The organism is Streptomyces indicus, assembly GCF_900100315.1.
Taxonomy (GTDB): Bacteria; Actinomycetota; Actinomycetes; order Streptomycetales; family Streptomycetaceae; genus Streptomyces; species Streptomyces indicus.
Genome location: NZ_FNFF01000014.1, coordinates 209,522 through 220,802 on the forward strand (window position 1 = coordinate 209,522; position 11,281 = coordinate 220,802).

The 11,281-nt window shown below is 71.7% G+C and carries 12 protein-coding genes; 2 read left to right on the forward strand and 10 right to left on the reverse strand.

Features of this window, described 5'->3' with window-relative positions:
- Window positions 1–106: 106 nt before the first annotated feature.
- Genes BLT97_RS28495 through BLT97_RS28510 form a run of 4 tightly spaced genes read right to left on the reverse strand, consistent with a single transcriptional unit; the run spans window position 107 to window position 3,613 of the window.
- Complete coding sequence (locus BLT97_RS28495) at window positions 107–586, reverse strand: S26 family signal peptidase (RefSeq protein ID WP_093615205.1); 480 nt, start codon at window positions 584–586, stop codon at window positions 107–109.
- The gene (locus BLT97_RS28500; RefSeq protein WP_093615207.1) at window positions 583–2,454 is read right to left on the reverse strand and encodes an ABC transporter ATP-binding protein; all 1,872 of its coding nucleotides are present in this window, start codon (window positions 2,452–2,454) and stop codon (window positions 583–585) included. The genes BLT97_RS28495 and BLT97_RS28500 overlap by 4 nt, the downstream gene beginning before the upstream one ends.
- Window positions 2,451–3,011 (reverse strand): TlpA family protein disulfide reductase, encoded by a 561-nt coding sequence (locus BLT97_RS28505; protein ID WP_107407047.1) that lies wholly within the window; start codon window positions 3,009–3,011, stop codon window positions 2,451–2,453. The genes BLT97_RS28500 and BLT97_RS28505 overlap by 4 nt, the downstream gene beginning before the upstream one ends.
- Window positions 3,008–3,613 carry a MauE/DoxX family redox-associated membrane protein gene (locus BLT97_RS28510; protein ID WP_093615209.1) on the reverse strand — a complete coding sequence of 202 codons (606 nt, stop codon included), beginning with the start codon at window positions 3,611–3,613 and terminating at the stop codon, window positions 3,008–3,010. Before BLT97_RS28510 ends, BLT97_RS28505 begins: the two co-directional genes overlap by 4 nt.
- An 11-nt stretch (window positions 3,614–3,624) precedes the next feature.
- Here BLT97_RS28510 and BLT97_RS38060 point away from each other — a divergent pair, with 11 nt between their 5' ends.
- Window positions 3,625–3,762: a hypothetical protein gene (locus BLT97_RS38060; protein WP_176953917.1), complete on the forward strand. Its 138-nt coding sequence runs from the start codon at window positions 3,625–3,627 to the stop codon at window positions 3,760–3,762.
- On the opposite strand, the gene BLT97_RS28515 is transcribed toward BLT97_RS38060, so the two are convergent.
- Together BLT97_RS28515 and BLT97_RS28520 are read right to left on the reverse strand one after the other, a co-directional pair.
- Window positions 3,753–3,932, reverse strand: a complete 180-nt coding sequence (locus BLT97_RS28515; protein ID WP_093615211.1) for a hypothetical protein — start codon at window positions 3,930–3,932, stop codon at window positions 3,753–3,755. The genes BLT97_RS38060 and BLT97_RS28515 overlap by 10 nt on opposite strands.
- A gap of 79 nt (window positions 3,933–4,011) precedes the next feature.
- Window positions 4,012–4,563 (reverse strand): redoxin domain-containing protein, encoded by a 552-nt coding sequence (locus BLT97_RS28520; protein WP_176953918.1) that lies wholly within the window; start codon window positions 4,561–4,563, stop codon window positions 4,012–4,014.
- A gap of 119 nt (window positions 4,564–4,682) precedes the next feature.
- Between BLT97_RS28520 and BLT97_RS28525 the strand changes: the two genes are divergently transcribed.
- Window positions 4,683–5,480: an AfsR/SARP family transcriptional regulator gene (locus BLT97_RS28525; RefSeq protein ID WP_093615215.1), complete on the forward strand. Its 798-nt coding sequence runs from the start codon at window positions 4,683–4,685 to the stop codon at window positions 5,478–5,480.
- 83 nt (window positions 5,481–5,563) lie between these two features.
- Here BLT97_RS28525 and BLT97_RS28530 read toward each other — a convergent pair whose 3' ends face one another.
- From BLT97_RS28530 to BLT97_RS28545, 4 genes are all read right to left on the reverse strand, one after another.
- Window positions 5,564–6,748 carry a CehA/McbA family metallohydrolase gene (locus BLT97_RS28530; RefSeq protein ID WP_093615217.1) on the reverse strand — a complete coding sequence of 395 codons (1,185 nt, stop codon included), beginning with the start codon at window positions 6,746–6,748 and terminating at the stop codon, window positions 5,564–5,566.
- Window positions 6,749–6,994: 246 nt separating this feature from the next.
- On the reverse strand, window positions 6,995–7,858 hold the full coding sequence (locus BLT97_RS28535; RefSeq protein WP_093615219.1) for an immunity 49 family protein: 864 nt from the start codon (window positions 7,856–7,858) through the stop codon (window positions 6,995–6,997).
- Window positions 7,855–10,665: a hypothetical protein gene (locus tag BLT97_RS28540; protein ID WP_093615221.1), complete on the reverse strand. Its 2,811-nt coding sequence runs from the start codon at window positions 10,663–10,665 to the stop codon at window positions 7,855–7,857. Before BLT97_RS28540 ends, BLT97_RS28535 begins: the two co-directional genes overlap by 4 nt.
- Window positions 10,666–10,716: 51 nt before the next feature.
- Window positions 10,717–11,127 (reverse strand): DUF6507 family protein, encoded by a 411-nt coding sequence (locus BLT97_RS28545; RefSeq protein ID WP_093615223.1) that lies wholly within the window; start codon window positions 11,125–11,127, stop codon window positions 10,717–10,719.
- Window positions 11,128–11,281 lie beyond the last annotated feature (154 nt).

The window sequence follows — 11,281 nt, forward strand, 5'->3', positions numbered from 1 at the left end:
CCCCATGGGTCAGCACACTCGCCCCGAACCCCTGGCCGCTACAACGGCCTGGCCTGACCCACCCGTGCCGGTGGCACCGTTGGGCCAGCCGTGACGAAGAGGCTGCTCAGCGCGACGGCGGACCGGTCTCGGCGCCCTCGGGCGCGGCGGCCCGCAGCCTGAGCAGGACCGTCCCGACCACCTGGTCCTCGGGGCAGTAGCCCCACTGCTTCGAGTCCATCGAGCCGGGCTGCTCGCCGAGGAGCACGAGCATGCGCGGCGGCACGCGCGGCCCCGTGCAGCGGTGGGCCCACTCGGGCACCGGGTCGCCCGCGACGGCCACTACGTGCTTCACGTACCAGGACCGGGGTGCGGCCCCGGCGGGCGGCCGCCAGCCGTGCTCGGGGTGGGGTGCGGTCACGACGGCCATACGGCCGGCGGCGATACGGCTCCGCCCGCGCAGCACCAGGACGCGGTCGCCCGGCATGAGGGTGGGCGACATGCTGTAGCCGCGGACGGTCACGGCGACGAGGCGCCCGCGGGCCAGAAGGACGGCGAGGGGCAGGGCGAGCAGCGGCAGTCCGCCGGCGAGCAGGGCGGCGGTCACCGCAGGCTCCCTTCAGCGGGCTGCTCCACGTATCCCTCCGCCTGCGTCCGGAACAGCTCGGCGTAGGCACCGCCGAGGAGCATCAACTCCTCGTGCGTGCCTGCCTCTTGAACGACCCCGCCGGCGATCACGACGATCCGGTCGGCGGCGCGCGCGGTGCCCATGCGGTGCGAGACGAGGATGCTGGTGGCGCCCTGCCGGAGCGCGGTGAGCCGGTCGTGGATGTGGCGCTCGGCGACCGCGTCGAGGCCGGTGCCGGGCTCGTCGAGGATCATCAGGTCGCGCTCGGAGCGCATCAACGCCCGTGCCAGCGCCAGCCGTTGCCACTGGCCGCCCGACAACTGCACTCCGCTGGCGCTCTCTTCGGTGTCATCGGGGAAGAACATCCGGCTGAGCATGGTGTCGTAGCCCTGCGGGAGGCGGGCGAGCGCCGCGTGGATGTCCGCGTCCCGGGCGGCCGCGTGGATACGGGGCAGGTCGTCGCGTGCCGCGAGGTCGCCGAGGCCGATGTTCTCGGCGGCGGTGAGGTCGTACTCCATGGGGTCCTGGAAGACGACGCTGATCCGCCGGCGCAGCTCGTCCGCGGCCAGGTCCCTGAGGTCGGTGCCGTCCCAGTGGATGCTGCCGCGCTGCGGGTCGTACAGGCGGCAGAGCAGTTTGACGAGGGTGCTCTTGCCGGCGCCGTTGAGTCCGACGACGGCCAGGCTCGTGCCGTGCGGGACGGTCAGGTCGAGCCCGCGCAGGATCCAGGGGCCGTCGTCGGTGTAGCGGAACCAGACGTCCCTGAATTCGATGCCCTGCCGCAGCGGGGACACCTCGACAGGGGCGGCGGGCGCGGGCAGGTCGTCCTCGACCTGCGTCACGTACAGGAAGTGGCCGAACAGCAGGGCGGTCTGGTGGCCCTGGGCGATGCAGCCGACGAGGCTGATCAGGGAGGTCTGCACCCCGGCGAGCGCGGCGACGAGCAGCGAGACGTCACCGGCGGTCAGGTGTCCGGTCGCGGCCCGGTGCACGCCCCAGACGAGCGCCCCCGTCGAGACGGCCGCGCCGAGGGCGGCGAGCGCCGTCTCGTGGCGGACGAGGCGCCGGTCGAGCAGCTCCTCCTGCCGGTTGATGCCGTCCAGGTCCGCGCGCAGCCGCTGGGCGAAGTAGGAGCCCAGGCCGTAGAGGCGGATCTCCTTGGCGGCCTGGGTGTCGGTGAGCAGTCCCCGGTAGAAGATCTGGCGGCGCGCGAGGTTGCTGGTGCGCCAGAACAGGTCCGCGCGGTGGCGGCTGTTGGCCAGCTGGGCGAAGAGGGCGGGCACCGCCGCGGCCACCACGATCACGGCCAGGACGGGGCTGATGAGGAGCACGCTGCCGAGGAAGCCCGCCATGGTGAGGAGTCCCTGGGCGCCCTGGAGCGCCGCGGTGACGAGGCGTTCGGCTCCCTGCGCGCTCTGGATGGCGAGCTGGAGCCGGTCGTGGAAGGCGGGCTGTTCGAGGCGGGCCAGACCGCCGAGCCGGTTGACGGCCTCGAGGAGTTCGCTCTGGGCGCGGGTGGCGGTGGCGCGCCGGATGCGGGCGTCGGCATACGAGCCCACGGCCGCGCTGGTGGCGAGCAGCACCGTGAGCACACCGATGCCCGCGGCGGCCCAGGTGAGGGCGGCGGCCGTGGCGTCCGGCGAAGTCAGGCTGTCCACCACGTACTTGAGCAGCCAGGACGCGGCGATCGGGGCCGCGCCCACGACGAGCACCGTGGCTACGCGGGTGGCGAGCGCCCCCGGGCAGGCGCGCAGCGTCAGGGCGAAGACGGCGGCGAGGCCGCGCAGGAGGGTGGTGGGGCGGGGCTTCGGTTCCGGGGGGTGCGGGTCGTGCACGGCGCGGCTCATGTGGTGACGAGGTCGAGTGCGGTGAGCGAACCGTTGCCGATGCCCGTCTCGACGACGGTGCCGTCGGCGTCGAGCAGGACGAACGACGGGTGGTGGCGTACGCCGAAGGTCCCGGCGAGCGGGCCGTCCGGCGGCTCGACGGCGGTCAGCTCCGTGAAGGCGGACACCGCTTCGAGCAGCGGACCGGCGCCCTCCGCAGCCCCGTTGACGACGGCGACGACCCGCGCGCCCTCCGGCGCGTGCGCCTCGGCCCACCGCTGCACGGCAGGCAGGCTCTCGCGCGTGGGCCCGCAGTCGGGACGCAGGAAGTACAGGAGGGCGGGGTGACCGGCCAGTTCAGCCGCGGTGAGGTCACCACCGGGCGCGGGCACGGTGAACTCCGGTGCACGGTCGCCTTCTTGTACGGCGAGGGCGGGCGGCCCGTCCGGCGCGGCGACGGGAGCCGGGGCCGGAGTGGCCACGGCGGTCCGCCAGCGTCGTACGACCGCGGCCGTGAGCAGGGCGTTCGCGAGGGTGATCGCGGCGAGCAGGGCGAGACCGACGAGGGCGTGGCTCACGGGGTGGGCGTCCTTTCGGCGGGCGTGGGGTGGGGAGGGGCGGAGAGGCCGGAGTCGGCTGAGGCGGAGAGGCCGGGGCGGGGCGGCGCGGAGAGGAAGGCGGCCAGGTCGTCGGTGAAGACGGCGAATACGGCGAGGTAGGCGGCCGCGGCGGCCGCGAGCGCAACTGCCGCCATATCGGCGGGAGTTGAGGTTCCGTGCGTGAGCGCGATCGCCCCGCCGAGCAGAGCGAGCCCGGTGAGGACCGCGTTGCGGGCCACGTGCCAGGGCCCCATCGGCACCGCGGTCCTGCTGCCGAAGCAGGGGCAGGCGGCGGAGGTGCCGTGGCGCAGCGCGGTCACCGCGACCGCACAGAACCCGGCGCACAGGACGGCCGCGAGGCCCAGGCCGGCGAGCACGGTCGCGGGCACCACGAGCAGGACGGCGGCGGCGAGTTCGGCCGCCGGCACGAGGACCGCGAGGGCCGGCCGGGCGGCGGCCGGCAGGAAGGGGAAGCCGTCGAGCGCCGCGGCGAACCGGCGGCGGTCACGGAGCTTGGCGAGGCCGGCCACGGCGAGCACGCAGATCAGGGTGAGCCGGCAGACGAGCAGCAGATCGGACATGGGTGACTCCCGTGACTGCGGGGGTGGTGGCCGGGGGCGGCGCGCGTACGGGGCGGGGCGGGCGGGCGCGGGCGAGCGCGCAGGCCGCCCGGCGGCGCGAGTGCGGGGCGGGCCGCAAGCAGCCCGCCCCGCAGCCGTATCAGCAGTAGCTCCAGCTGCCGCAGCTCACGCCGCACCGGGCCGTGTAGCAACAACGGCGGCACCGCTGGGCGCTGGTGCTCCACTCGGTCCAGCAGTCCGGCGGGCAGCCCGCCTCGGCCTCGGCCTTCGGCAGGATCCGCTCGATCAGCCGGCCGGCGCCGGCCTTGAGTGTGCGCATGGATCTCCTCTTCCTGTGGTGGGGATGGGGCGATGGTGGTGCTCCTCGGTGCGGCCGCGGTCCGCGTCCGCACCGGGGTTCAGGAGGCCGCCGGAACCGGTTCGCGGTCGGCGGCGGAGGGGGCGGAGGCGTCGAAGGGGGCCGTCACGACGCCGTCCCGGTAGCGCAGGATCGTGGGGAACGCCGGCACCCGCAGCGCCTTGAACAGGGGCGCCGCCTCGGGCGGCAGCACGATCTCGTCCGCCGTGCCCACGAGCAGGGCGGCCAGCTCGCTCTCCCCCGCCTCGTCCCCCATGACCAGCGCGACGGCCCGGCCGCCCGCCGCGCGCGCGGACTCGGCCTGGGCGGCGAAGTCCGGGAGGCTGTCCGTGCAGGACGGGCAGTCGTGCGAGAAGACGCCGAGGAGCAGTTCCCCGGAGCGCAGGCCGTCCCGGTTCAGGGTCCGGCCGCTGACCGCCGTGGCGCTGAACTCCGGGAGCTCGTCCCCGGGTTGGGGCCCCTGCCCCGCGAACCCGTCCCGGCGGCGTACGGCTTCGAGCTCCTGCCAGCGGCGCAGGATCACGACGAGCAGGACGGTGTTGAGCGCGGCGACGACGCCGACGAGCACAAGTCCGGCGATGACGAAAGGCAAGGTCCGACCTCCTGGCGCGGATGGGCGCAGATGCAGGAGGGATCAGTGTGAAAGGTGGTGCCTGTCGGGAGAATGACAAGATCTTGCCAGGAACATGACGACGTGACCATGATGCGGACATGCTTGCCACGGGGTCGTCTTTCCGGGTTCTGGGCAACGTCGAGTGGACCGTCGACGGACGCCCCGCAGCCATCGGCCGCCGCCGCGAACGCCGGCTGCTCGGCCTGCTCCTGGTGGAGCTGGGCCGCCCGCTCCCGATGGACCGGCTCACCGACCTGCTGTCGGACGAGGACGAGCGTCCGCGCCCGCGAGCCGATCTCTATGTGGACGTCTGCCGATTACGGGCCAGCCTGCGCCGGGGCGGCTGCGACGAGTCCGTACGGCTGTTGCGCAGCGGCTCCACGTACTCCCTGACCGGCGATCCGCACCGCGTGGATCTGCACCGCTTCACCGGCCTCCTGGCCCGGGCCCAGCGGGCCACGGACCCGCAGGAGGTCTCCCGGCTCGCCTCTCTGGCGCTGACCGAGTGGCGAGGCGCCGTCCTCGAGGACGTGGCCTCGTCCCGGATCCGCCAGGGCGTGGGCGCGGCCTACGACGAACTGCATCTGACGGCCCAACTCCTCCACGTGGCCGCCGAGTTCGAGCTCGGCAACTACTGGCCGCTGGCCGCGGAACTGGCCCGCCTCACCGAGGCCCACCCCGAGCACGAGAAGCTCCTGGCCTTCCGCGCGGCCACCCTCTACGCCAGCGGCCGGCGCGCGGACGCGTTACAGGTCCTGGCCTCGGCACGGGCGCGCATGACGGCCCACCTGGGCCTCGACCTGCCCCGCGAGCTGCGGGACCTCCAGGACACGATCCTGCGGGACGGTCCGGTGAATCCGCGGATGTTCCGCAGGGGGGCGCTGGGGTCCGTATGAACGGGGCCGTATGAACGGAGCCGTATGAACGGACCCCGGCCCTGAGCCGCGAACAGCTCAGGGCCGGAGCGCCTGCCTGGACATCAGGGCCTGAGCCACCAAGGGCTCGTATACGCGACGGCGAAGTCGTTGCACGCGTGACCGGCCGGACCCGGCGTGCCGTTGGCCGCCGACGGGTCGGAGATCCGCAGCACCACCCAGTCCCCGTCGGCGGCGTCCAGCGGCACGGTGAGGTCGGCCACCGCACCGCTCACGGTGTCCACCACCTCGACGACCGTGGGCACCTGCGTGCCGGGGCGCAGGACCTGCACCCGCAGCGGCTTGCCCGCCCACTCGGGGCCGCGGTCGATGTCGACGAGGAAGCGCACGTCCCCCGAGGCGATCGGCAGCGCGCCGCCCATCCGTACGCCGTCGGCCGTGGCGTCCACGCGCAGCCCGGACACCCGGGTCGCGAACGACCTGCGGGCCCGCATCGCCTCGAACACCCCGGCGCGGGTGTTCTCGGTGACCCACAGACCGCTGCGGCCCTTGCCCTCGTGGAATCCCCACGTGGTCCCGTGCTCGTCGGTGACGCCCGTGAGTCCGGGCCGCCAGCCGGAGTTGAGGCACACGACCAGCGGCGAGGGCCGCCCGGCGGACCATCCCTCGAAGAGGTAGTCGTCGGTACGGTTGAACATCTCGAGCCCGACCATCTGCTCCAGGACCGCCGGGCGGAACGCGAACTCGTTGAACCGCCCCGGCTCGCGCCCGGGATGGTTGAAGCTCGCGAGCCCGGCCGGCCGCGCGGCCAGCCAGTTGTAGAGGTTGCCGGGCCCGGGCGCCTTCAGGAGGTCGGCGAAGTCCCCCGTGTTCCAGACGTTGATGTGCCCTTCGAGCGGGCTCGACCACTCGAACCCGCGCAACGCGGTGAACTGCCCGGGGTCGTTGGCGGCGTCGGCGAGCTGCGCCTGGGTGTTCCACTCCCCCGAGCTCAGCCCGTCGATCGCGAACAGCGTCGCGTGATCCGTGAGCGCCGCGACATCGAGCCCGGCCTCGCGCATCGACCCGAACGCGGCCTGCGCCGAGCCGTCCCCGTCGGACATGACGGTGTGGTTGTGCATATCGGCATGCACGAGCGTCGTCCCCTGCGTGAGCCGCGAACTCCGCGAGGCGGCGAACTGCGGCACCGCCGACCCGGCCTGCACGGTCTGCGCGGCACGCGCGGTTCCGGGGACGGCGGCGAGCATGAGGAGCCCGCCGGCGGAGGAGAGCAGCGCCCGTCTGCCCATGCCGTGCGGGGAGTCGGGGTGGTGGTGGTCGGCTTCGTGGTCGTGGGAGTGAGGGTGACCGGCTTCGCGATCGTGGGAGTGAGGGTGACCGGCTTCGCGATCGTGGGAGTGAGGGTGATGGTGCCCGTGGTCGCGCGCGGAAGCGTGAGGGGTATCCATGAGGCGGAAGCTAGCGCGGACATGCCAAACCTGACACCGCCGGAAGCAGTCGGATCGGCGAACAATCCGCCTCCCGCGGGCCGGCCCTTACGTCGGGTACTCCCCGAGCCAGCTGTGCTGAAGAAGATGCTTGGGCAGGTACTCGGATTCGACGTCGAGGGGGAAGTCCCCGTCGAACGCCCAGGAGGCGATGGCGAGGGGGCCGAGGGCGATCGCGCCGTCGATGTCCTGACGACGGTCGTCGGTGAGGGTCCAATAGGCGCGATGGAGCTTGAGCGCCTCCTCCAGCGCGGGCGCGAAACCCTCCGTATCCCTGCGTACGAGGTGGTAGAAGAGGTTGATCGGCGGATAGAGCACGCCCTGCAACAGGTCCTGGGGAGCGATCGTCACACGCGACGGGTCCGATGCCTCGATGGTGGCAGTCAGCTTTTCCGCGAGTCCCTCCCTGCGCAGCCAGTACGTCTGAAGGGTGTCGATCCAGCGGTAATTGAACTCATCGGTCTCGCCGGGCACGGCTCGCATGTTCCCGATGGGCACCTGGCAGAGCTCGGTCATGCGGTCCGGTTCGCGGCAGATCGCAGCGAGGTAGAACGCGGTGAGCCAGTTGCCGGCGTGGGCGAAGGTGCGGTTGCCGAGCGCTTCGAGCGTGTACGTCCTCTGGTTGATGCGGCGCTCCAACGTCCCTTCCGTGGCGTTGGTGAGCGCGAACATCGTGGTGCCCAGCTGCATCGCGTTCACCGTGGCGTCCCACGTCTCGGCCTTCGCGGCGACGGGGTCGACCACCGAGCGCGCCGACAGGATCAGCGTGCTCGTCCCAAACGCGGAGTCGATGCTCTCGGGATGCTCCCGCAACTGGTCGACATCCTCCGCGAGCGAGATCTCCAAATCCTTGGCGAGCTCACCGGGTTCCGGGCCTCCGGACAGATCGTGCCGGTGGATGCGTGCGGTCACGGAAGCGTCCCCTTGCTGATGTCGAAGCGTCGGTACTGATATCCAGTGTAGGTGCCGGAGTTTCGCTCTCCTCGGACAGCGACGTACTCCAGCTTTCCGGAGTCGAGAGCGGCCTTGAGGTCGCGCGCGAGAGAAATCTCGCCGCGCTTTCTCATAGCACGCAAAATATCCATGAAGTATTCACGACTGCCCTGCGAAACACGCTGCCCATTCGGAAGCCGCCGACTCCCCAGATCCGCATCCGGGCTCCCCTTGGCCTCGATGACCACCACCCGGCCGTCGTCATGCTTCCACACCTGGTCGAACTGGTCGTTCCCGTTCGCCGGTCCGTCCAGCTCCTGTTTCACGAAGTCCGGGTGGTGCTCCGCCATGTAGCCGTGCTCGGCAACCGTCTCGCCGAAGTCCTCCGACTTCTGGGCCATCTGCGTATGGGCCTCTTTGTACGAGCCCCTGGCCTCACCGGCCAGTCCCGCCGATTCGTGCGTCCCGACCGCTTCATGGTGCGCCGCCGAACTGGCCTTCCAGTCGGCCATCATGTTGCCCCATTGCACAGCGAGGTGGCGCGCCTTGGCCGCCGCGTCGAGAATCTTCAATTTGGCCTTGCCGGCCGCACTGTCGGCACCGGAACGCAGATAGCTTTCGTCAAGGTAGTGCGGCTTCGGCGGGGCAGGAACATCATGTGCCCGCACCCAGGGCCCACCATCCGTCAACTGCACAAGCTGTGGCGGCGCGTAACCACTCTCATCATGGATGCCCAGGTCCTTGCGCGTCCCGTTCGAACGGTAATGGTCCTCGAAATAGCCCGGTTCGGTATTGGCGCGGTAGACCTGAATATCCTCGATCTGACGTCGGGTGAGCGAACCGGGCTCTCCGTACGGATTACTCCCGTCCCGCATGAACTCCGGCCGCTCCAACGGCGAAGGCCGCCCCGGAACACCGCCGTCCGCCCCGCCCCGGACGCCATCGTCACCGGCACCCGCGGCGTTGTCTCCGCTTCCCGCAGCGTCGCCGCCGGCACCCGCCGGATGGGGGCCGTCCCCGCCCAAGCCATCGAGCGAACCGCCAAGTCCGCCGCCCCCAGGGCCACTCCCGCGTCCGCCGCCGGCGGGCTCCGGGCCGCCGCCCGAGCCGCGGGCGAGGTCGTCTCCGCTGCCGCCGAGGTCGCGAGCACCGCCGGCGGCCGCGCCGTCCGCGGCTCCCGCCGCCGGTCCGGCACCGCGGCCACCTCCGGCGGGTTCCAGGTCCATCCGGGGTCCGAGACCGTCGTCCGCACGCCCCACCGGGCCCAGACCGTCATCCGCACGCCCACCGGATCCGCTCACGACGTCGTCGACCCGGGCGCCGACCAGGACCGGCTGTTCGGCGCGGGCCGCGGCGGCGGCCGGGGTGTCGACGATGTCGAGCGGCGCCTCGTCCACGCGGGAGATCACGTTGAGCCGGCCGTCGACGATGTCGCCGTTCCTCAGCAGGAAACCCTGGGCGCCGTCCGCCAGCGGCACCGGCACCGCGTCCCCGGGCACGGCCGGCACCTCGTCGGGAACGGAGATACGGCCGTCACCGAGCTCGACCGCACCGCGCGGAACCGGGGCGCCTTCCGGCAGCCGGAACGTCCCGTCGTCCAGCAGCCGTGCCCCGTCGGGCAGTTGGACCGCGTTCGCGGGAAGCGGCGGCAGTTCGACACGGCCCGCACCGCGCAGTGTCGCGAGTACGTCGCCGATCTTGACTCCGGTGTAGGCGCCGGCTTTGAAGATGTAGGTCATCGGGTCGACGATCCGGCCCGCCTTGCCGGCCGCGGAGATCGCCTTGGAGATGGCGCCGGCCTTGCCCGCCCCGGACACACCCGCTCCGGCACCGGCAGTGAACACGGTGGTCAGCACATTGAAGGTGGTGGCCCCTGCGGCCCGCGCCGGATTCGACCCCCACTGGTCCCACGCCACCAGCGCCTTGCCGGTCTCCTTCATCGCGGTGCGTGAATCGCGGATCCAGGAAGGCAGCTTGTCCTCGGGCGCGAGCCAGAAGGCCGCACCGAACGGGGACGCGGTGATGACGATGCCGGTGGCCAACTTGGCCAGCCCGGTCCAGGCCTGCTTCATCGCGTCCCAGCCGTCGAAGCCGACCAGCGTGCCCAGGCCCTTGATGGTGCCCCACACCCCGTCCACCACCAGGCCCTTGCCGAAGTCCCAGGCATGTTCGTGGATGTGATACCAGGGCGTGGACTCCTCGACCGGATCGCCCCAGGGCAGATCCTTGGCACCGTTGAGGTCCTCGGCACGGAATCCGTACTGGTTCTTGTCCTTGGAACCGTCGGTGACCTTCAGCGGGGTGCCGCCGACCAGCGCCACGATCTTGTTGTGACAGGTTCGTTCGGCGGCCTGGAAGTCGGCGAACGCCTGATTGACCGCCTCACGACGGGCGTTGTTCTCCTCGACCAGATCACCGTCCTCACGCCACTTGTCGTCATCGGCGATCGAGGTGCGGAACGCCTCGGCCTCGGCCCGCAGTTGCTTGAACCGGTCGACGATCGGGCGGATCTCGGTGGCATACGCCGACAGCGCCGCCCCGATCGTGGCCAGATCGTCCTCGAACACCCCGCCCGCGGTGGCCACCAGCGCGGTGGAGGCGAACAGGCGGTCCGCCTCCGGCGCGGCGTAATACGAAGACAGCCCCTGGAACGTCGAATCGACCTTCGATGCCGCATCGGCGATCGACGTGCCGTCCGAGACGATCGCGGAAGCGTCCTTCTCCAACTGCTCCAGATTTCCGGTGAACTCCGGGATCTCCTCCGGATTCAGCGCCGTCTCGCTCACAGCCCCGTCCCCGCCTTCCCGCTCACGTCCCCGTCCCCCTCGTCCGGATGCTCACTTCCCCGCCCCGGGGAGATCGATCTTCGGCGCCTGAAGCGCCTTGGCCTGCGCGTCCGCGGCCATGTCCAAGTCGCCCTGCACGTAGGCGTTGGTGGCCTCCGCCGCCCCGGTCATCGAGTTGCCGGTGCGCTCGGCCATGGACTGCAGTTTCTTCTGCCGCTCCTCCATGTACGAGGACAATGCGGCGGCCACCGGACCCACCGGATTGCGCGGCTGCCCGGGAGCCACCGGCCCGATCATGGGCCCGTTGTACTGCCCGCCCGGCACCGCCGTCCCAGCCGACGCCGCCGCACTGGACAAGTCGTCGACCATCGCCTTGGCCGCGTCCGCGAGATCCTTCGCGGCCTCACCCGTCATGGTCAGCTGACCGCGCACACCCAGCGGCTTGATATCCCACTTCGACACCGAGACCCCCGTCTGTTCCGCCTGTCCTGCCTGCCTCAGCCTCTGCTTCTGCTTCTGCTTCTGCCTCAGCCGATGCTGTCGACGGCGGCCTTGGCGCGCGACAGGGTCTGCTGTGCGGTGCCGTCGTTCTTCTCCAGCGTGGTCTTCAGGAGCT